This window comes from Pusillimonas noertemannii (assembly GCF_003096595.1).
Lineage (GTDB): Bacteria > Pseudomonadota > Gammaproteobacteria > Burkholderiales > Burkholderiaceae_B > Pusillimonas > Pusillimonas noertemannii.
The window spans coordinates 78,233-100,127 of the sequence record NZ_QEKO01000007.1; the positions used below are offsets into that span (position 1 = coordinate 78,233).

Here is a 21,895-nt window from a genome sequence, read left to right on the forward strand (position 1 = left end):
TTTTACAACCCCCGGGGAGCCCGGCGTGTAAGGCGCAGGCGTTTGAACCCGCAAGGAGCAAAGCATGGCGAAGAAAATCGTCGGCTTTATCAAGCTGCAAGTACCGGCTGGTAAAGCAAATCCATCACCCCCCATTGGTCCGGCGCTGGGTCAGCGCGGCCTGAACATCATGGAATTCTGCAAGGCGTTCAACGCCCAGACGCAGGGCATGGAGCCCGGCCTGCCGATTCCCGTGGTCATCACCGCCTACGCCGACAAGAGCTTCACCTTCATCATGAAGACGCCTCCGGCGGCCATTCTTATCAAGAAGGCCACCGGCGTGCAAAAGGGTTCGGCTCGCCCGAACGCCGACAAGGTGGGCGTGCTTACCCGCGCGCAGGCTGAAGAAATCGCCAAGACCAAGTCGCCCGACCTGACGGCATCCGATCTGGACGCCGCTGTGCGCACGATCGCTGGCAGCGCCCGCAGCATGGGCATCACCGTCGAGGGGGTTTAACATGGCCAAGCTAGGTAAACGCGCCGCCGCGATCAAGGCCAAAATCGATCGCACCAAATTCTATCCCGTGTCCGAAGCGCTCGCGCTCGTCAAGGAAACGGCCACGGCCAAGTTCGATGAATCCATCGACGTCGCCGTGCAACTGGGCATCGACCCCAAAAAATCCGACCAGCTCGTGCGTGGTTCGGTGGTTCTGCCCGCAGGTACCGGCAAGTCGGTCCGCGTAGCCGTGTTCACTCAGGGCGACAAGGCCGAAGCCGCTAAAGAAGCAGGCGCTGATATCGTCGGCATGGAAGATCTGGCCGAAAGCATCAAGGCCGGCAATCTCGATTTCGACATTGTCATCGCCTCGCCCGACGCTATGCGCGTCGTGGGTGCGCTGGGCCAGGTTCTGGGCCCCCGCGGCCTCATGCCCAACCCCAAGGTGGGCACGGTCACCCCTGACGTCGTCACCGCCGTCAAGAACGCCAAGGCCGGCCAGGTGCAGTACCGCACCGACAAGGCGGGCATTATCCACGCCACCATCGGACGCGCTTCCTTCGGCGTCGAGCAGCTTCAGCAAAACCTGAACGCGCTGGTCGATGCATTGAACAAAGCCCGCCCCACGGCGTCCAAGGGTATTTACCTGCGCAAGCTGGCCGTCTCGTCCACCATGGGCGGCGGCGCTCGCGTCGAAATAGCATCGCTGTCGGTTTAAAACCCAAACCACAGCAAACAGAACTTTGGGCTGTACCCGGGGCTTCCCGGGTGCTGCTGTCAAAGACCGCTGGAGCCCGCAAGCCGGTCGCAAGGCCGGCCCAGGGGCTTAATCACCAGGCTGCTTGCAGCCCGTATCCAGCGCAGACGGCGCCCATGGAAGATTTCTTTTTTCAAGAACTCGACCAGGTGCGCCGCATTCGGTAGACACAAGAGACCCTCTCTCGTGTCGTTAGATGGAGTGTTCAAACCGTGAGTCTCAATCGTGAAGAGAAAGCGGTCGTAATTGAGGAAGTCTCTGCAGAACTTGCAAAGGCCCAGTCAGTTATTATCGCCGAGTACCGTGGTCTGGACGTCGCTGCCGTCACCGTATTGCGCAAACAAGCGCGTGAGTCGGGTGTGTATCTGCGTGTTCTCAAGAACACGCTGGTGCGCCGAGCCGTGGCCGGTTCGCCTTTCGAGGCGCTTTCGTCCCAAATGACCGGTCCTCTGATGTACGCCGTCAGTCAGGATCCGGTTTCGGCCGCCAAGGTACTCGCCAGCTTTGCAAAAACCAACGACAAGCTCGTTATCGCAGGCGGGGCATTGCCCAACAACGTCCTGGATGTCGAGGGCGTGAAGGCTCTGGCCACCATGCCGTCTCGCGAAGAGCTGTTGGCAAAGCTGATGGGCACCATGCAGGCACCCGTTACGCAGTTTGTGCGTACGCTCAACGAAGTTCCCACCAAGTTCGTGCGTGGCCTTGCCGCCGTGCGCGACCAGAAGGAAGCCGCCTAAGCGGCTCCGGGACTCGTCGAAAGACAGAGCGATACCCAACCCTGGCATTTATACCTATTTGGAGTTCTAAAAATGGCAATAAGCAAAGAAGATATCCTGGACGCAGTCGCTAACCTGACCGTCCTGGAACTGTCCGAACTGATCAAGGACATGGAAGAGAAATTCGGTGTGTCGGCTGCTGCCGCCGCTGTCGCCGTTGCTGCCCCCGCAGCCGGTGGCGCTGCTGCCGCTGCAGAAGAAAAGACCGAATTCGACGTCGTGCTGGCTGAAGTCGGCGCGAACAAGGTCAGCGTCATCAAGGCCGTTCGCGAAATCACCGGCCTGGGCCTGAAAGAAGCCAAGGACCTGGTTGACGGTGCTCCGAAGCCCGTCAAGGAAGGCATGGCCAAGGCTGACGCCGAAGCTGCCCAGAAGAAGCTTGAAGAAGCCGGCGCCAAAGTCGAGCTCAAGTAAGCTTGTCGACGCCTGCCCGGGAAGGTTTTCGGCCTTCCCGGGCTTTTGCGTCTCCAGAAAACCCGTATTTGCAACCCTTTGGGGCCAAGCCGGGTTTTCTGGAGTCGTAAGCCAGGGCCGTGGTTGACGGCCCATGTAACCCCTCGAGTCGGAGTGCTCATGCCTTATTCGTATACCGAAAAAAAGCGCATACGTAAGAGCTTCGCCAAGCGTGAAGACGTCCAAGACGTACCCTACCTTTTGGCGACTCAACTGCAATCATACCTAACCTTCCTGCAGTCTGATACACCCCCATCCCAACGCAAGGACGAAGGCCTGCAAGCCGCCTTCACCTCTATATTTCCGATCGTAAGTCACAATCAGATGGCCCGCCTGGAGTTCGTCAGCTATGTGCTGGGCGACCCGGTGTTCGACGTGAAAGAATGCCAGATGCGCGGCCTTACCTACGCTTCGCCCCTGCGCGCCAAGGTGCGCCTGGTGCTGATGGATCGCGAAGTCAGCAAGCCCACCATCAAAGAAGTGAAAGAGCAGGAAGTATACATGGGCGAGATGCCGCTCATGACCAATACCGGCTCTTTCGTCATCAACGGTACCGAGCGCGTCATCCTGTCGCAGCTGCACCGTTCGCCGGGCGTGTTCTTCGAGCACGACCGCGGCAAAACGCATAGTTCGGGCAAACTGCTGTTCTCGGCGCGGGTCATTCCCTACCGCGGCTCGTGGCTTGATTTCGAGTTCGACCCCAAAGACGTTTTGTTCTTCCGTGTCGACCGCCGCCGCAAGATGCCGGTAACCATCCTGCTCAAGGCCATCGGCATGACGCCCGAGGCCATCCTGGCGCACTTCTTCGACTTCGACAACATCGAGATCCAGGCCGAAGGCGCCATGCTCGAGTTCGTTCCCGAGCGCTGGAAGGGCGAAGTGGCCCGTTTCGACATCACCGACCGCGACGGCAAGGTGCTTGTCGAGAAAGACAAGCGCGTCAATGCCAAGCATCTGCGCGACATCGCCGCGGCCAACATCGAGCGCGTCTCGGTGCCCGAAGACTTCCTGCTGGGCCGGGTGCTGGCCAAGAACGTGGTCAACCCCGAAACGGGCGAGGTCATTGCCAACGCCAACGACGAGATCACCGAGACCATTCTGGCCGATATCCGCGATGCCAACATCCGCGAAGTCCAGACGCTGTTCACCAATGACCTCGATCGCGGCGCCTACATCTCGCAGACCCTGCGCACCGATGAAACCGCCGACCAGATGGCCGCGCGCGTCGCCATCTACCGCATGATGCGTCCCGGCGAGCCTCCCACCGAAGAAGCGGTCGAGGCCCTGTTCCAGCGCCTGTTCTACAGCGAAGAAACCTACGATCTGTCGCGCGTCGGCCGCATGAAGGTCAACAGCCGCCTGGGTCGGGGCGAAGACACGTCCGGTCCGCTCACGCTTACCGACGAAGACATCCTTGACACCATCAAGGTGCTGGTCGAGCTGCGCAACGGCCGAGGCCAGATCGACGACATCGATCACCTGGGCAACCGCCGCGTGCGCTGCGTGGGCGAACTGGCCGAGAACCAGTTCCGCGCCGGCCTCGTGCGCGTCGAGCGCGCCGTGAAAGAGCGCCTGGGCCAGGCAGAGACCGAAAATCTCATGCCGCACGACCTGATCAACTCCAAGCCCATTTCGGCGGCCATCAAAGAGTTCTTCGGTTCCAGCCAGCTGTCGCAGTTCATGGACCAGACCAACCCCCTGTCCGAGATCACCCACAAGCGCCGCGTGTCGGCACTGGGCCCCGGCGGTCTTACACGCGAGCGCGCCGGCTTCGAGGTGCGCGACGTGCACCCCACCCACTACGGCCGCGTCTGCCCCATCGAAACGCCCGAAGGCCCGAACATCGGCCTGATCAACTCCATGGCGCTGTATGCGCGCCTGAACGAGTACGGCTTCCTTGAAACGCCCTATCGCAAGATCGTCGACGGCAAGGTCAGCGACCAGATCGACTATCTGTCGGCCATCGAAGAAAGCAACTACGTCATCGCGCAGGCCAACGCCACGCTCGATGAAAAAGGCCGCTTCGTCGACGACCTGATCGCCTGCCGCGAGGCCGGCGAAACCATGCTGACGGCGCCCGAGAACATCCAGTACATGGACGTTGCTCCGTCGCAGATCGTGTCGGTGGCGGCTTCGCTGATTCCCTTCCTCGAGCACGACGACGCCAACCGGGCCCTGATGGGCGCCAACATGCAGCGCCAGGCCGTGCCCTGCCTGCGTCCTGAAAAGCCGCTGGTAGGCACCGGCATCGAGCGCACCGTGGCGGTCGACTCGGGCACCACCGTGCAGGCCGTGCGTGGCGGCGTGGTCGACCACGTCGATGCCGACCGTGTCGTGATTCGCGTCAATGACGACGAAAACGTGGCGGGCGAAGTCGGGGTCGACATCTACAACCTCATCAAGTACACGCGTTCCAACCAGAACACCAACATCAACCAGCGTCCCATCGTCAAGCGCGGCGACCAGGTGGCGCGCGGCGACGTGCTGGCCGACGGCGCATCGACCGACCTGGGCGAACTGGCCCTGGGCCAGAACATGCTGGTCGCGTTCATGCCCTGGAACGGCTACAACTTCGAAGACTCGATCCTGATCTCCGAAAAAGTGGTGGCCGACGACCGCTACACTTCGGTGCACATCGAAGAGCTGACCGTGGTGGCCCGCGACACCAAGCTGGGCGCCGAGGAAATCACCCGCGACATCAGCAACCTGGCCGAAACCCAGCTCAACCGCCTCGATGATTCCGGCATCGTGTACATCGGCGCCGAAGTGCGTGCCGACGACGTGCTGGTGGGCAAGGTGACGCCCAAGGGCGAAACCCAGCTCACTCCCGAAGAGAAGCTGCTGCGCGCCATCTTTGGCGAGAAGGCTTCCGACGTCAAGGACACCTCGCTGCGCGTGCCTTCGGGCATGGTCGGCACGGTGATCGACGTCCAGGTCTTCACCCGCGAAGGCATCGAACGCGACAAGCGCGCCCAGTCCATCATCGACGACGAGCTGCGCCGCTATCGCCAAGACCTCAACGACCAGCTGCGCATCGTCGAGAACGACACCTTCGACCGTATCAGCAAGTTCCTGGTCGGCAAGACCGTCAATGGCGGCCCGCGCAAGCTGGCCAAGGGTGCGTCCGTCGCGCGCGACTACCTCGAAGACCTCGACCGCTGGCAGTGGTTCGACATCCGCCTGGCGGACGAGGCCCACGCGGTGGTGCTCGAGCAGGCCAAAGAGTCCCTCGAGCACAAGCGCCATCAGTTCGACCTGGCCTTCGAAGAAAAGCGCAAGAAGCTTACGCAGGGCGACGAGCTGCCTCCGGGCGTGCTGAAGATGATCAAGGTGTACCTGGCCGTCAAGCGCCGCCTGCAGCCGGGCGACAAGATGGCCGGCCGTCACGGCAACAAGGGCGTGGTCTCGCGCATTACGCCGGTCGAAGACATGCCCCACATGGCCGACGGCACGCCGGCTGACATCGTGCTCAACCCGCTGGGCGTTCCTTCGCGGATGAACGTGGGTCAGGTGCTCGAGGTTCACCTGGGCTGGGCCGCCAAGGGCCTGGGCCATCGCGTGGCCGACATGCTCGACGAAGAGCGTGGCGTGCAGGTCAAGCAGCTTCGCACCTATCTGCAGAAGGTCTACAACGCGGGTGGTGGTTCTGCGCATCTCGAACAGTTGTCTGACGACGAGATCGTCGAAATGGCCCGTAACCTGAAGAACGGCATGCCGGTTGCTACACCGGTGTTCGACGGGGCGACCGAAGAAGAGATCGGCGAGATGCTCGAGCTTGCCTACCCCGACGAAGTCGCGGAAAAGCTCAAGCTCACCCCGGGGCGTACCCAGGCCTGGCTGGTCGACGGTCGTACCGGTGAACAGTTCGAGCGTCCTGTCACGATCGGCTACATGCACTACCTGAAGCTGCATCACCTGGTCGACGACAAGATGCACGCGCGTTCCACCGGTCCGTACTCGCTTGTTACGCAGCAACCCCTGGGCGGCAAGGCCCAGTTCGGTGGTCAGCGTTTCGGCGAGATGGAAGTCTGGGCGCTCGAGGCCTACGGTGCGTCGTACACGCTGCAGGAAATGCTCACGGTCAAGTCCGACGACATTACCGGCCGCACCAAGGTGTACGAGAACATCGTCAAGGGCGACCACGTTATCGACGCGGGCATGCCCGAGTCGTTCAACGTCCTTGTCAAAGAAATTAGATCTTTGTCGCTCGACATGGATTTGGAGCGTAAATAATGAAAGCGCTACTCGACCTTTTCAAACAAGTCTCGCAAGACGAGCAATTCGACGCCATCAAGATCGGCATCGCGTCGCCGGAGAAGGTGCGTTCGTGGTCTTACGGAGAAGTCCGCAAGCCCGAAACCATCAACTACCGCACGTTCAAGCCCGAGCGTGACGGCCTGTTCTGCGCCAAGATCTTCGGCCCCATCAAAGACTACGAGTGCCTGTGCGGCAAGTACAAGCGCCTGAAGCACCGTGGCGTCATCTGCGAAAAATGCGGCGTTGAAGTCACTGTCGCCAAGGTTCGCCGCGAACGCATGGGCCATATTGAGCTGGCCAGCCCCGTTGCGCACATCTGGTTCCTGAAGAGCCTGCCGTCGCGTTTGGGCATGGTGCTTGACATGACCCTGCGCGACATCGAACGCGTGCTGTACTTCGAAGCCTGGTGCGTCATCGAGCCGGGCATGACGCCGCTCAAACGCGGCCAGATCATGTCCGACGATGACTTCCTGGCAAAAACGGAAGAATACGGCGACGACTTCCACGCCCTCATGGGCGCCGAAGCCGTGCGCGAACTGCTGCGCACCATCGATATCGACCGCGAGGTCGAGACCCTGCGTGCCGAGCTCAAGGCCACGGGTTCCGATGCCAAGATCAAGAAGATCTCCAAGCGCCTGAAGGTGCTCGAGGGCTTCCAGAAGTCGGGCATCAAGCCCGACTGGATGATCATGGAAGTGCTGCCCGTGCTGCCGCCCGACCTGCGGCCGCTGGTGCCGCTCGACGGCGGCCGTTTCGCCACGTCCGACCTGAACGACCTGTATCGCCGGGTCATCAACCGCAACAACCGCCTCAAGCGCCTGCTCGAGCTCAAGGCGCCCGACATCATCCTGCGCAACGAAAAGCGCATGCTGCAAGAGTCGGTCGATTCGCTGCTCGACAACGGACGTCGTGGCAAGGCCATGACCGGTGCCAACAAGCGCCAGCTGAAGTCGCTGGCCGACATGATCAAGGGCAAGAGCGGTCGCTTCCGCCAGAACCTGCTGGGCAAGCGCGTCGACTACTCCGGCCGTTCGGTCATTGTGGTGGGCCCCCAGCTTAAGCTGCACCAGTGCGGCCTGCCCAAGCTGATGGCGCTTGAACTGTTCAAGCCCTTCATCTTCAATCGCCTCGAAATGATGGGCCTGGCCACCACCATCAAGGCGGCCAAGAAGCTGGTCGAAAGCCAGGAGCCCATTGTCTGGGACATTCTCGAAGAAGTCATTCGCGAACATCCCGTCATGCTCAACCGGGCACCCACGCTGCACCGCCTGGGCATCCAGGCGTTCGAGCCCGTGCTTATTGAAGGCAAGGCCATCCAGCTGCATCCGTTGGTTTGCGCGGCGTTCAACGCCGACTTCGACGGCGACCAGATGGCTGTACACGTGCCGCTTTCGCTGGAAGCCCAGCTCGAGGCGCGCACGCTGATGCTGGCCTCCAATAACGTGCTGTTCCCGGCCAACGGCGAGCCGTCCATCGTGCCCTCGCAAGACATCGTGCTGGGCCTGTACTACACCACCCGCGAGCGCATCAACGGCAAGGGCGAGGGCATGTTCTGCACCGACCTGGCCGAAGTCCAGCGCGCCTACGACACCGGCGAAGTCGAGCTGCAGACCCGCATCACGGTGCGCCTGCACGAGTTCGAGAAAGACGCCAGCGGCGAGTTCCAGCCCGTGCTCAAGCGTTTCGAGACCACGGTCGGCCGCGCCCTATTGTCCGAGATCCTTCCCAAGGGCCTGCCGTTCTCTTCGCTGAACCGCGCGCTCAAGAAGAAGGAAATCTCCCGGCTCATCAACCAGTCGTTCCGTCGCTGCGGCCTGCGCGCCACGGTCATCTTCGCCGACAAGCTGATGCAATCGGGCTTCCGCTTGGCCACGCGCGGCGGCATCTCGATCGCCATGAGCGACATGCTGATCCCCTCGGTCAAGGAAGAAATCCTTGCCCAGGCCAGCCAAGAGGTCAAAGAGATCGACAAGCAGTATTCGTCCGGCCTGGTTACCGCCCAAGAGCGCTACAACAACGTGGTCGACATCTGGGGCAAGGCGGGCGACAAGGTCGGCCGCTCGATGATGGAACACCTGTCCACCGAACCCGTGGTCAACCGCCACGGCGAAGAAGTGCGCCAGGAGTCCTTCAACTCCATCTACATGATGGCCGACTCGGGCGCCCGGGGTTCCGCCGCCCAGATCCGCCAGCTGGCGGGCATGCGCGGCCTGATGGCCAAGCCCGACGGCTCCATCATTGAAACGCCCATTACCGCCAACTTCCGCGAAGGCCTGAACGTACTGCAGTACTTCATCTCGACCCACGGCGCTCGCAAGGGCTTGGCCGATACGGCGCTTAAAACCGCCAACTCGGGCTACCTTACCCGCCGCCTGGTCGACGTGACGCAAGACCTGGTCATCACCGAAGTCGACTGCGGCACCACCCACGGCTACACCATGAAGGCGCTGGTCGAGGGCGGTGAAGTCATCGAGCCGCTGCGCGACCGCATTCTGGGCCGCGTCACCGCGAACGACGTCGTCAACCCCGAGAACCAGGAAACGGCCGTCGCCGCGGGCACCCTGCTCGACGAAGACCTGGTCGACTACATCGACAGCCTGGGCATCGATGAAGTCAAGATCCGTACGCCGCTTACCTGCGAAACCCGCCATGGCCTGTGCGCGCACTGCTATGGCCGCGACCTGGGCCGCGGCTCCATGGTCAGCCAGGGCGAGGCGGTCGGCGTCATTGCGGCGCAGTCCATCGGCGAACCCGGCACGCAGCTCACCATGCGTACCTTCCACATCGGCGGCGCGGCTTCGCGTGCGGCCATGGCCAGCTCGGTCGAGACCAAGTCGGCCGGTACGGTGGGCTTTGCGCTGACCATGCGTTATGTCACCAACGCCAAGGGCGAGAAAGTGGCCATCTCGCGGTCCGGCGAAATCGTCATCTTCGACGACAGCCGCCGCGAGCGCGAGCGCCACAAGATCCCCTACGGCGCCACCATTGCCGTCAACGACGGCGACGTCGTCAAGGCGGGTCAGCGCCTTGCCAACTGGGATCCGCTTACGCGCCCCATCGTGTCCGAGTTCGCCGGCCAGGTCCGCTTCGAGAACATCGAAGAGGGCGCAACCGTGGCCAAGCAGCTGGACGAGATCACGGGTCTTTCCACGCTGGTGGTCATTACGCCCAAGACGCGTTCCGGCAAGACCATGATGCGTCCGCAGATCAAGCTGCTTAACGAGGCGGGCGAAGAGGTCAAGATCGCCGGCACCGAGCACGCCGTGAACATCTCGTTCCCGGTGGGCGCACTGATCACCGTGCGCGACGGACAGCAGGTTTCGGTGGGCGAGATTCTTGCCCGTATTCCGCAAGAATCCCAGAAGACCCGCGACATTACCGGCGGTCTGCCTCGCGTGGCCGAGCTGTTCGAAGCCCGTTCGCCCAAAGATGCCGGCACCCTGGCCGACGTCACGGGTACTGTTTCCTTCGGTAAGGACACCAAGGGCAAGCAGCGCTTGGTCATCACCGACCTTGACGGCGTCAGCCACGAAACCCTGATTCCCAAAGAGAAGCAGGTGCTGGTGCACGACGGCCAGGTGGTGAACAAGGGCGAGATGATCGTCGACGGCCCGTCCGATCCGCACGACATCCTGCGCTTGAAGGGTATCGAGCAGCTGGCCAGCTATGTCGTCAACGAGGTCCAGGACGTCTACCGCCTGCAGGGCGTGAAGATCAACGACAAGCACATCGAAGTGATCGTGCGGCAGATGCTGCGCCGCGTGAACATTACCGATGCCGGCGACACCAGCTTCATCACCGGCGAGCAAGTCGAGCGCTCCGAGCTGCTGAACGAGAACGACCGCATGGAAGCCGACGGCAAGATTCCCGCCACGTACGACAACGTACTGCTGGGCATCACCAAGGCCTCTCTGTCGACCGATTCGTTCATCTCCGCAGCTTCCTTCCAGGAAACCACGCGGGTGCTGACCGAAGCGGCCATCATGGGCAAACGCGACGAGCTGCGCGGCCTGAAGGAAAACGTCATCGTCGGCCGGCTCATCCCCGCCGGTACCGGCATGTCGTACCACAAGGCCCGCAAGGACAAAGAGCGTTTCGAGGCCGCCGAGCGCGAAGCAGCACGCGCGCTGGCGAACCCCTTCGAAGACACGCCCCCGGCGTCGGTCGAGGCGCCCGTCATTCACGATGGGTCCAACGACGAGCCTTCTTCCGCTTCGGACGACAACTCGGCCGAATAAGAAGAAACCAATGCGGCGGGGCTTGCGCCCCGCCCCTCGAAAACCGCCGCTGCCTTCTGGCATGCGGCGGTTTTTTTATGCCGGCGGCCGTCCTAGGGATTTACCTGCCTGGTGTTCTCCATACTTGTTGCCTGTAAAAGTAGCTGTTGTAAAAGCTACAAATACACCTGTAATTACAGATAAAACAGGAGGCAAGGCAGGCATGGATGGAGCACAAGCGCGCAAGTACGTCATCGCCACCAACGTGGGCGGCACATGTACGGAAACCGTGGTTTTTGCGGCGGGCGAACCCATACGCATCGGCAAGGCGCTGTCGACGCCGCCCGATTATGCAACCGGAATCTTCGATTCCATACGTTCCGCCGCCGACGCCATGGGCGAAGAGGTCGACAGCCTGCTGGCGCAAACGTATCTCTTCGTGCATGGCTCCACGGTGGTCGACAACACCATTCTTACGCGAGACGGCGCCAAGGTCGGGCTGTTAACCACCGAGGGCTTCGAAGACACCATACTGGTCACGCGGGGCGCTTATGGCCGCTGGGGCGGCCTTACCGAAGACCGCATCAAGCACATCGTAAAGACCGAGAGGGCCGCGCCGCTGGTGGCTCCCGAGCTGATCCAGGGCGTGGGTGAACGGGTCGACTCGGTGGGTGACGTGCTGCGCGAGCTCGATCCGGACGAGGTGGAGAAGGCCGTGCGCTATCTGGTGGATGAAAAGGGCGCCCAGGCCATCGCCGTGTCGCTGCTGTGGTCGTTCGCCAATCCGGCCAACGAGCGCACCATCAAAGAGGTGGCGAACCGCGTCGCGCCCGGCGCCTACTGCACCTTGTCCTCCGACATCGCGCCCCTGCCCGGCGAGTACGAGCGCACGTCCACGGCGGTGATCAACGCATACTGCGGCGGCATCACGCAAAGCTACCTGGCCGACCTGCAGGGCAAGCTGTCCGACACGGCATACCGTGGCCAGACCATGGTCATGCAAGGCTATGGCGGGCTGCTGCCGGCGGGCGAGGCGGGCGACCGCTCGGTGGGCATGCTCGAATGCGGGCCTGCCGCGGGGGTGATAGGCAGCAAGTCGCTGGGCCAGCTGCTGGAACAGCCCGACGTCATTGCGGTCGACATGGGCGGCACCACGTTCAAGGTCAGCGTCATCCAGGACGGCGAAATCGAATATGCGCGCGAACCCATGGTGGACCGCTTCCACTATTCGGCGCCCAAGATCGAGGTGGTTTCCATCGGGGCGGGCGGCGGCTCCATCGTCAGCATCGACGAAGCCACCGGAGAGCCGCGCGTCGGGCCGCGTTCGGCAGGCTCGCGGCCGGGCCCCATCTGCTATGGCCTGGGCGGCAAAGAGCCCACCCTTACCGACGTGTTCATGCTGATCGGCTACATGGATCCCAACACCTTCCTGGGCGGCAGCATGAAGCTCGACGTCGAGCCGGCGCGCAAGATCTTCGAAGAGAAGATCGCCCGGCCCCTGGGCATGGGGGTTGAAGAGGCGGCCATCGGCATCTACCGCCTGGCTTCGGCGCAGATTACCGACCTCATCCGCGAGATCACGGTCGAGCGCGGCCTTGATCCGCGCGATTTCGTGATGCATTCCTTTGGCGGTTCCTGCGGAATGCTGTCCACCATGTTCGGCGCCGAGCTGGGCGTGCGAAAAATCGTCATTCCCTATACGGCTTCGGTGAACTGCGCCTTCGGCCTGGTTTCAGCCGACATCGTTCATCAGTACTTGGTAACGCGGACACTGCCCGCCAGCGTGCCTGCGGCAGAAATCAATGCGCTATACGAACCCCTGATCGAACAGGCGCGCGCCCAGTTGCGCGAAGAGGGCTTCACCGACGACCAGATGCGCTTCGAATGGTCGGTCGACCTGCGCTATGCGCGCCAGGTGCATGAGCTGACCACGCCCGTCCGGGCCAGCGTGCCCTTGACCGACGAGGGCCTGGTCCAGTTGCTGGCCGATTTCGAGGCGCTGTACGAACGCAAGTTCGGCAAGGGGTCGGCCTATCGAGAGGCGGGCATCGAGATGAAGCTGTTCCGCCTCAAGGCCGAAGGGCTCTTGAAGAAGCCCGAGGTGCCCACCGTGGCCATGGGCGGAGAAGACGCCAGCGCCGCATTGACCGGCAAGCGCGACATCTTCGTCGAGCGCGCCAATGGGCTGGCGCCGGCCGACATCTACGACTTTGAAAAGCTGACGCCCGGTAATCGCCTGGCGGGCCCGGCGGTAATCCATACGCCCATCACCACCATCGTGCTGCAGGCCGGGCAGAAGGCCAGCGTCGATCAGTATCGCAACGTCATCGTCGAATTCGAGTGAGGTCAAGCATGGATCCAATTACCTATTCCATCATCCGCCACCGCTTGTTCCGCGTGGTCGAAGAAGCGGTGATCACCCTCAAGCATGTATCGGGCACCGCCATTACCAACGAAGGCCACGACCTGATGGTCAGCCTGTACAGGGCCGACGGTTCGCTGCTGATGGGCGGCGTCGGCTTCCTGCATCATCTGACCAGCGCCGCCGAGGCCTGCAAGGCGGTGATACGCCGCTTCGAAGGGCAGATCGAAGAGGGCGACGTCTTCATGCTGAACGACCCCTATACGGCCGCGCTGCATACTTCAGACGTCTACATGCTGGCCCCCATCCACCACGACGGAAAGCTGGTGGCATGGAGCGCCTGCTTCGTGCACGTGTCGGATATCGGCGCCATGAACCCCGGCGGCTTTGCGCCGGACGCCGCCGACATCTACAGCGAGGGCTTCAGCAGCCCCGGCCTGAAACTGATCAGCCGCGGCGAACTGCGTCAGGACGTATGGGACACCTTCCTGAACATGGTGCGCAGCCCCGAGATGGTGGCGCTGGACCTGCGTTCGCTGATCGCATGCAACAACGTCGCCGGACAGCGCATGCTGGCATTGATCGACAAATACGGCGCCGATGCCGTGGACCACGTGGGCCGCACATTGATCGAGCAGTCGGAACAATTGCTGCGCCAGCGCCTGCGCGAACTGCCCGACGGCCAGTGGCAGTCGCGCCAGTACATCGACGTCAAGGGCGAGACGGCCAAGGTGCTGCTGACCATGACCAAGCGCGACGACACCCTTACCTTTGACTTCACCGGTTCCAGCCCCCAATCGCAGTACAGCGTGAACTGCACCAAATGGGCGGCGCTGGGCGGGCTGTTCGCGCCCCTGTTCCCCTTGCTGTGCTACGACATCACCTGGAACCAGGGCGCCGTGGAGCCCATCAAGATGATCGCCCCCGAGGGCAGCATCGTCAACTGCACCCGCCCCGCCCCCGTCTCGGTGGCCACGGTGGGGGCGATCCAGTCGGTCAATAACGCCGCCTGCTCGGCCATCGGCAAGATGCTGGCCGCCAGTGAAAAGTACAAGGACGAGGCCACGGCCGTGTGGCATGCCAACCATTTCGCGGTCTTCATGTTCGGCCATACGCGGGAAGGGCGACTGGCCATCGACACCCTTACCGAGACCTTTGCGGGCGCGGGCGGCGCCAAGACCTATGGAGACGGCGTGGACATAGGGGGCGAGATGCCCAACCCGATCTCGCGCATGGCCAATGTCGAGACCGTTGAAGGCGCTTTTCCCATTCGCTACCTGTTCCGGCGGCGCATGCTTGATTCCGGCGGGGCCGGCCGATATCGCGGCGGCCTGGGCGGCGAGATCGCGATAGTGCCGCATGGCAGCCCCGACGGCGGCATCAACTTCGTGCTGTCGGGCAAGGGTTCCAAGTTTCCCATGAGCGACGGCCTGGCTGGCGGCAGCTCGGGCACCGCCAACGACTACGTGCTTTTTCGCGGCCCCAAGGGCGGCTCCGCCTCCCGCATGGAAACCAGCGCCGGGGCGTTGTCGGGTGAGCCGGAAGCCGTCAGCTGGGGGGTCTTTCCCCTTGGAAGCAACGATGCATTCTATCTGCGCTGGAACGGCGGCGGCGGCGTGGGCGACCCCTTGTCGCGGCCGCTTGCCGACGTCGCCGCCGACGTCGCGACGCGAACCGTATCCGAAGAGGCTGCCGAAGAACTGTACGGCGTGGTCTTCCAGAACGGTAGCCCCGATGAGTCCGCCACCCGGGCGCGGCGCGACCAAATGAAGGCAGAGCGCCTGAACACAGGAGTGCACGCATGACGAACCGTATTTCCCCCACCCTGGTGCGCCGTGAAACGCAGGATGGGAGCAGCGTGTGCTGCGCCGAATGCGGCCATGAACTCACTGCGGCCGGCAGTTCCTCGCACTGGAAGGACCACGCCGTGCTGAAGTCCGAGCCCGTCGCCGAGCTACCCGGCTGGTCGGCTTCGGTGCACCCCGATCTCGTCCTGCGCCAGTTCGTCTGCAACGGTTGCGGGCAGTTGCTGGACAGCGAGATCGCCTTGAGCGAAGACCCTTTCCTCTATGATGTCGTCGACGGTTGAAGCCGTCGTCCTCTAACTCGGGCCATTGGTGATTGCAATGCATAACATACAGATTCGACAGGAAATCCTCGACCGCCTCATGGCGCGTCGCGGCCGCATCAACTTTTACGAGACGATAGATCCCAAGCGCACGGCGCTGGTGGTCATCGACATGCAGAACACGTTCTGCGCCTCGGGCTCGCCGGCCGAGGTGCCCTCGTCGCGCGGCATCGTGCCGCACATCAATGCGCTTGCCGCGGAACTGCGCAAGGACGGCGTGCCGGTTATCTGGGTGCTGCATGCCAATACCCAGCACAAGGGACGCAGCGATTGGGAGCTGTTCTACAACCATGTCGTGGCCGGCGAGGTGCGTGCCCGCACGCTGGAAAGCAATTCGCCGCAGAACCAGGCGGTCTATTCCGAGCTGCAGGTAGGCGACGAGGACATCACCATCATCAAGAACCGTTACAGCGCCCTCACGCCGGGCTCCTCTTCGCTCGAGCGCGTGCTGCGCAGCATGGGCATTGATTCGGTGCTGATCGCCGGCACCAAGACGAACGTCTGCTGCGAATCGACCGCCCGCGACGCCATGATGATGGATTTCAAGGTGACGATGCTGTCCGATTGCTGCGGAGCGCTGTCCGATGAAGAGCACCGCTCCGCCCTGGAAAACATCATTCAGCAATTCGGCAACGTCATGACCAGCAAGGAAGCGCTGGAGATGATGCGGTCGCACAAAGCCTAACGCGTTGGCTGGACCCGCCACAGCAAGGCGGGCCGGCCGCGGGCAGTAACGCAGCATTGATATAAAACCCCATAAGGAGACAAACATGCTACGCCGATTGCTTTGCACCCTGTGCCTGGCCGTTCTTCCGTTTACCGTAAGTGCGCAGGACAAGACGCCGTTGAAGGTGGCGCTGGTCCTGCCCGGCTCGGTAACGGATGGCACTTTCAACAGTGCGGCTGCCGAGGGCATCAAGAAAGCCCAGCAGAAATACCCCGACCTGCAGGTTTCAATACGCGAGAACACGGGAGTGGCCGAGGCGCAAGAGGCCCTGTCCTCGTACGCCCGCGATGGCTATGACGTCGTGATCGCCCATGGCTTCCAGTTTGCGGACTCGGCCAAGCGCATCCACAAGCGTTTTCCCGACACCTGGTTCATCGTCAACACCACCAAGGTGTCCGAAGCGCCCAACCTGGCGTCGTTCGACAACCGCTGGGGCGATGCCGGCTATATGGCGGGAGCCGTTGCCGCCCTGGTCAGCAAGTCGGGCAAGATCGCCAACGTCCCCGCCATTCCCGTGCCCACCATTCAGGAGTACGACGAAGGGTTCAAGCGCGGCAGCAAGCGCATCAATCCCCAGGTGCAGGTGTTGTCCGCCTACGTGGGTTCGTTCTCCGACATTGCCAAGGCCAAGGAAATCACGGCCAGCATGATAGACAGCGGCGCCGACGTGGTGTCGGGCATCGGCAACGAGAACGTGCTGGGCACTTTGCAGGCCGCCAAGGAAAAAGGCGCCCTGATGATAGGCACCGCCTTCGACTCGGCCGCCCTGGCGCCCGACACCATCGTCACGACGGCGCTCGTCAGGTTCGACGTGAACATCGACATGGCCATCAGCAAGGTCATGGACGGAACCGCTCCACCCGCGTCTACCTGACCGACCTGGGCCGCGCCAAGTATGCCCAGGCCTGGCCCGACGCCTACAAGATCATCCAGCATGCGCTCGAGGTGCTCGAGCCCGAAGAGCGGGCGGCGCTGGGGGTTTCCCCGAAGAAAATGGCCGATCACGTCTGCCGTTACTAAGGTGGTGCCTGACGCCAGCCTCCGTGAAAGCGTAGCGGCGTGGTAGGGCCAAGCAGTACACGCGTTGACCTTGGTGCTTTCCCTATGCTAATATGGCTAGCTAACCGTAAAAACCGCCTGGGCAAAACGTCCAAGCGCCTTTTTGCGGTTGCTGCAATACCCCGCTCTTTTACATGTTTTGTGCTAGGCGGTTATTGCGACCGCCTAAGTTGTTTTTGCGTTCTGCAACGTATACAAGCGTTCAAGAATAATAAAAGCCTAGGCGAAAAATTGGTACTTGTTTTGTTAGTACGTTCAATGCTCGCCCATTGCCTGGGCGCGTAAAAACCACAGGATGCGTAAAGGTCATGCCAACCATTAGTCAACTCGTGCGCAAGCCGCGCGAAGTCAGCCGCGCCAGCAGCAAGAGCCCCGCGCTCGAAAACTGCCCCCAGCGCCGTGGTGTCTGCACTCGTGTGTACACCACCACCCCCAAGAAGCCCAACTCGGCCCTTCGTAAGGTCGCCAAGGTGCGCCTTACCAATGGCTTTGAAGTCATTTCCTACATCGGCGGCGAAGGCCACAACCTGCAAGAGCACTCGGTAGTTCTGGTGCGCGGCGGTCGTGTCAAGGATCTGCCCGGTGTTCGCTACCACATCGTGCGTGGCTCGCTCGACCTGCAAGGCGTGAAAGACCGCAAGCAGGCGCGTTCCAAGTACGGTGCCAAGCGCCCCAAGAAAGCTTAAGTTTTCATTCGGCTGGCCCGACCAGTCGTATTGGTGCGGCCGTGGGTTCGCCCATGGCATGTAAGTGGTCATCTCCTTATAGATGGCCGAGGCCGCAAGAAGCGGCTCAACTGAACTGTCACAAGGAAGTTTTAAAATGCCTCGTCGTCGCGAAGTACCCAAGCGTGAGATCCTCCCCGATCCCAAATTCGGCAGCGTAGAGCTCGCCAAATTCATGAACGTCGTCATGTTGTCCGGTAAGAAGGCCGTTGCAGAGCGCATCATCTACGGCGCCTTTGATCACATTCAGGCTAAAACTGGCAAAGAGCCCATCGAAGTGTTCAACACCGCGATCAACAACATCAAGCCCGTCGTCGAAGTCAAGAGCCGACGGGTTGGCGGCGCCAACTATCAGGTTCCAGTCGAAGTGCGCCCTGTGCGCCGCCTGGCCCTGGCCATGCGCTGGCTGCGTGAAGCGGCCAAGAAGCGTGGCGAGAAATCGATGGACTTGCGCCTGGCCGGCGAATTGCTCGACGCTTCCGAAGGACGCGGCGGAGCAATGAAAAAACGCGAAGACACGCACAAAATGGCCGAAGCCAACAAGGCTTTCAGCCATTTCCGTTGGTAATCTAAGGACTTACAAATCATGGCCCGCAAAACCCCCATCGAGCGCTACCGCAACATCGGTATCTCTGCCCACATCGACGCAGGGAAGACCACTACTACCGAGCGCATTCTGTTCTATACCGGCGTCAACCACAAGATTGGCGAAACCCATGAAGGCTCGGCCACCATGGACTGGATGGAGCAGGAACAAGAGCGTGGCATCACCATCACCTCGGCTGCAACCACTGCGTTCTGGCGCGGTATGGCGGGCGATCGCCCCGAGCATCGCATCAACATCATCGACACCCCGGGACACGTCGACTTCACCATTGAAGTCGAGCGTTCCATGCGCGTTCTCGATGGCGCTTGCATGGTCTATTGCGCGGTGGGCGGTGTGCAGCCCCAGTCCGAAACCGTCTGGCGTCAGGCCAACAAGTACGGTGTGCCCCGTCTTGCGTTCATCAACAAGATGGACCGCACGGGCGCCAACTTCTTCAAGGTCTACGACCAGCTGAAGCTGCGCCTGAAGGCCAACCCCGTGCCCATCGTCATCCCCATCGGCGCTGAAGACACTTTCAAGGGCGTGGTCGACCTGGTCAAGATGCGCGGCATCATCTGGGACGAAGCCTCCCAGGGCACCAAGTTCGATTACGTCGACATCCCCGCCGAGCTGCAGGATGACGCCGAAGAATGGCGCGAGAAGCTGGTCGAGTCGGCTGCCGAAGCCAACGAAGAGCTCATGAACAAGTACCTCGAGTCGGGCGAGCTCTCCGAAGACGAGATCAACCTGGGCCTGCGCCTGCGCACCATTGCCGGCGAAATCCAGCCCATGCTGTGCGGCACCGCCTTCAAGAACAAGGGCGTGCAGCGCATGCTCGACGCCGTGCTCGACTACCTGCCCTCGCCGGTCGACATTCCTCCTGTCGAAGGCATGGACGACGACGGCAACCCCATCAGCCTGCCGGCCGACGACAACGCCAAGTTCTCGGCGCTGGCTTTCAAGCTGATGAGCGACCCGTTCGTTGGCCAGCTGACCTTCGTGCGCGTGTATTCGGGCGTCCTGCATGCCGGCGAAACGGTCTACAACCCCGTCAAGGGCAAGAAAGAGCGTATCGGCCGCATCCTGCAGATGCACGCCAACAACCGCGCCGAGATCAAAGAGGTTCTGGCGGGCGACATCGCTGCCGTGGTGGGCCTGAAAGACGTCACCACGGGTGAAACCCTGTGCGACGTCGGCCAGCACATCCTGCTCGAAAAGATGGAGTTCCCCGAGCCCGTCATTTCGCAGGCTGTCGAGCCCAAGACCAAGACCGACCAAGAGAAGATGGGTCTTGCCCTGTCCCGCCTGGCGCAAGAAGATCCTTCCTTCCGCGTGCGTTCCGACGAAGAATCGGGCCAGACCATCATCTCGGGCATGGGCGAGCTCCACCTCGAGGTTCTGGTCGACCGCATGCGCCGCGAGTTCGGCGTTGAAGCCAACGTCGGCAAGCCCCAGGTGGCCTACCGCGAAACCATTCGCAAGACCTGCGAAGAGATCGAAGGCAAGTTCGTCAAGCAGTCGGGCGGCCGCGGCCAGTACGGCCACGTGGTGCTCAAGCTCGAGCCCCTCGAACCCGGTGGCGGCTACGAGTTCGTCGACGCCATCAAGGGTGGCGTGGTTCCGCGCGAGTACATCCCGGCGGTCGACAAGGGCATCCAGGAAACCCTGCCTGCGGGCGTGGTGGCCGGTTACCCGGTGGTCGACGTCAAGGTTACGCTGTTCTTCGGTTCGTACCACGATGTCGACTCGAACGAAAACGCGTTCCGCATGGCTGCTTCCATGGCTTTCAAAGATGGCATGCGCAAGGCCAGCCCCGTGCTGCTCGAGCCCATGATGGCCGTCGAAGTCGAAACCCCCGAAGACTACGCGGGCACCGTGATGGGCGACCTGTCCTCGCGGCGCGGCATGGTCCAGGGCATGGACGACATCCCCGGCGGTGGCAAGATCATCAAGGCCGAGGTGCCCCTGGCCGAAATGTTCGGTTATTCGACCAGCCTGCGTTCGCAGACTCAAGGTCGGGCGACCTACACCATGGAGTTCAAGCAGTACGCAGAAGCTCCCAAGAACGTCGCTGACGAAGTCATCAGCGCACGCGGTAAGTAATATGGGTTCCGCCCACCTTCCGGTGGGCGGCTAGAATTTTGTTTCCTTGAAAATATTGATGGGATGAATCATGGCAAAAGGTAAGTTTGAGCGGACCAAACCGCACGTAAACGTAGGAACGATTGGCCACGTTGACCACGGCAAGACGACGCTGACGGCGGCGATCACGACGGTGCTGGCCAAGGAATTTGGTTCGGGCGAGGCCAAGGGCTACGACCAGATCGACGCAGCGCCCGAAGAGAAAGCGCGCGGCATCACGATCAACACCTCGCACGTGGAATACGAGACGGCAGCGCGCCACTACGCGCACGTTGACTGCCCGGGCCACGCCGACTACGTCAAGAACATGATTACGGGCGCCGCGCAAATGGACGGCGCCATTCTGGTGGTGTCGGCCGCTGACGGCCCCATGCCCCAGACGCGCGAGCACATTCTGCTGTCGCGCCAGGTGGGCGTGCCGTACATCATCGTGTTCCTGAACAAGGCCGACATGGTCGACGATGAAGAGCTGCTCGAGCTGGTCGAGATGGAAGTGCGCGAGCTGCTGTCCAAGTACGACTTTCCGGGCGACGATACGCCGATCGTGAAGGGTTCGGCCAAGCTGGCGCTGGAAGGCGACGACGGCCCCCTGGGCAAGCAAGCCATTTTGCAGCTGGCCGAGGCGCTCGATTCGTACATCCCCACGCCTGAGCGTGCGGTCGATGGCACGTTCCTGATGCCTGTGGAAGACGTGTTCTCGATCTCGGGTCGCGGCACGGTGGTCACGGGCCGTATCGAGCGCGGCATCATCAAGGTGGGCGAAGAAATCGAGATCGTGGGCATCAAGGACACGGTCAAGACCACCTGCACGGGCGTGGAAATGTTCCGCAAGCTGCTCGATCAGGGCCAGGCCGGTGACAACGTGGGTATCTTGCTTCGCGGCACCAAGCGCGAAGACGTCGAGCGCGGCCAGGTGCTGGCCAAGCCCGGCTCGATCAACCCGCACACCGAGTTCACGGCCGAGGTGTACATTCTGTCCAAAGAAGAAGGTGGCCGTCATACGCCGTTCTTCCAGGGCTATCGTCCGCAGTTTTACTTCCGTACGACGGACGTGACCGGCACGATCAAGCTGCCTGCGGACAAAGAGATGGTGCTGCCCGGTGACAACGTCTCGATGGAAGTGACGCTGATCGCGCCGATCGCCATGGAAGAGGGCCTGCGTTTCGCCATTCGCGAAGGCGGCCGTACCGTGGGCGCCGGCGTGGTGGCTAAAATCATCAAGTAAGTCTTG

The 21,895-nt window shown here is 62.0% G+C and carries 15 protein-coding genes; all 15 read left to right on the forward strand.

Annotation, left to right across the window (positions count from 1 at the left end; all coding sequences use genetic code 11):
- Positions 1–64: 64 nt before the first annotated feature.
- The 15 genes from rplK (at position 65) to tuf (ending at position 21,889) form a co-directional block, all read left to right on the forward strand.
- Positions 65–496 carry a 50S ribosomal protein L11 gene (gene rplK / locus C7440_RS17375; protein ID WP_017524621.1) on the forward strand — a complete coding sequence of 144 codons (432 nt, stop codon included), beginning with the start codon at positions 65–67 and terminating at the stop codon, positions 494–496.
- A 1-nt stretch (position 497) separates the two neighbouring features.
- Complete coding sequence (gene rplA / locus C7440_RS17380) at positions 498–1,193, forward strand: 50S ribosomal protein L1 (RefSeq protein WP_017524620.1); 696 nt, start codon at positions 498–500, stop codon at positions 1,191–1,193.
- Positions 1,194–1,444: 251 nt separating this feature from the next.
- A complete protein-coding gene (gene rplJ / locus C7440_RS17385; protein WP_026067971.1) occupies positions 1,445–1,969 on the forward strand; it encodes a 50S ribosomal protein L10 in 525 nt (174 codons plus the stop codon).
- A gap of 72 nt (positions 1,970–2,041) precedes the next feature.
- Positions 2,042–2,422 (forward strand): 50S ribosomal protein L7/L12, encoded by a 381-nt coding sequence (rplL, locus tag C7440_RS17390; RefSeq protein ID WP_017524618.1) that lies wholly within the window; start codon positions 2,042–2,044, stop codon positions 2,420–2,422.
- Positions 2,423–2,581: 159 nt separating this feature from the next.
- Positions 2,582–6,694 (forward strand): DNA-directed RNA polymerase subunit beta, encoded by a 4,113-nt coding sequence (rpoB, locus tag C7440_RS17395; protein ID WP_116519377.1) that lies wholly within the window; start codon positions 2,582–2,584, stop codon positions 6,692–6,694.
- Positions 6,694–10,956 (forward strand): DNA-directed RNA polymerase subunit beta', encoded by a 4,263-nt coding sequence (gene rpoC / locus C7440_RS17400; RefSeq protein WP_116519378.1) that lies wholly within the window; start codon positions 6,694–6,696, stop codon positions 10,954–10,956. The genes rpoB and rpoC overlap by 1 nt, the downstream gene beginning before the upstream one ends.
- Positions 10,957–11,158: 202 nt before the next feature.
- Complete coding sequence (locus C7440_RS17405) at positions 11,159–13,279, forward strand: hydantoinase/oxoprolinase family protein (RefSeq protein ID WP_116519379.1); 2,121 nt, start codon at positions 11,159–11,161, stop codon at positions 13,277–13,279.
- A gap of 8 nt (positions 13,280–13,287) precedes the next feature.
- A complete protein-coding gene (locus C7440_RS17410; protein WP_116519380.1) occupies positions 13,288–15,102 on the forward strand; it encodes a hydantoinase B/oxoprolinase family protein in 1,815 nt (604 codons plus the stop codon).
- Positions 15,099–15,386, forward strand: coding sequence for an acetone carboxylase subunit gamma (locus C7440_RS17415; protein ID WP_017524613.1), 288 nt, complete (start codon positions 15,099–15,101; stop codon positions 15,384–15,386). The genes C7440_RS17410 and C7440_RS17415 overlap by 4 nt, the downstream gene beginning before the upstream one ends.
- Positions 15,387–15,423: 37 nt before the next feature.
- Entirely contained in the window at positions 15,424–16,110 is a 687-nt protein-coding gene (locus C7440_RS17420) for an isochorismatase family protein (protein WP_100224203.1), read from the forward strand.
- Positions 16,111–16,195: 85 nt separating this feature from the next.
- Positions 16,196–17,026 carry a BMP family protein gene (locus C7440_RS17425; RefSeq protein WP_116519381.1) on the forward strand — a complete coding sequence of 277 codons (831 nt, stop codon included), beginning with the start codon at positions 16,196–16,198 and terminating at the stop codon, positions 17,024–17,026.
- A 493-nt stretch (positions 17,027–17,519) separates the two neighbouring features.
- Positions 17,520–17,897, forward strand: coding sequence for a 30S ribosomal protein S12 (rpsL, locus tag C7440_RS17430; protein ID WP_026067970.1), 378 nt, complete (start codon positions 17,520–17,522; stop codon positions 17,895–17,897).
- A 136-nt stretch (positions 17,898–18,033) separates the two neighbouring features.
- Positions 18,034–18,504 (forward strand): 30S ribosomal protein S7, encoded by a 471-nt coding sequence (rpsG, locus tag C7440_RS17435; protein ID WP_017524609.1) that lies wholly within the window; start codon positions 18,034–18,036, stop codon positions 18,502–18,504.
- Positions 18,505–18,522: 18 nt separating this feature from the next.
- On the forward strand, positions 18,523–20,625 hold the full coding sequence (fusA, locus tag C7440_RS17440) for an elongation factor G (RefSeq protein WP_017524608.1): 2,103 nt from the start codon (positions 18,523–18,525) through the stop codon (positions 20,623–20,625).
- Between the two features lie 70 nt (positions 20,626–20,695).
- Positions 20,696–21,889, forward strand: coding sequence for an elongation factor Tu (tuf, locus tag C7440_RS17445; RefSeq protein WP_017525503.1), 1,194 nt, complete (start codon positions 20,696–20,698; stop codon positions 21,887–21,889).
- Positions 21,890–21,895: the final 6 nt, after the last annotated feature.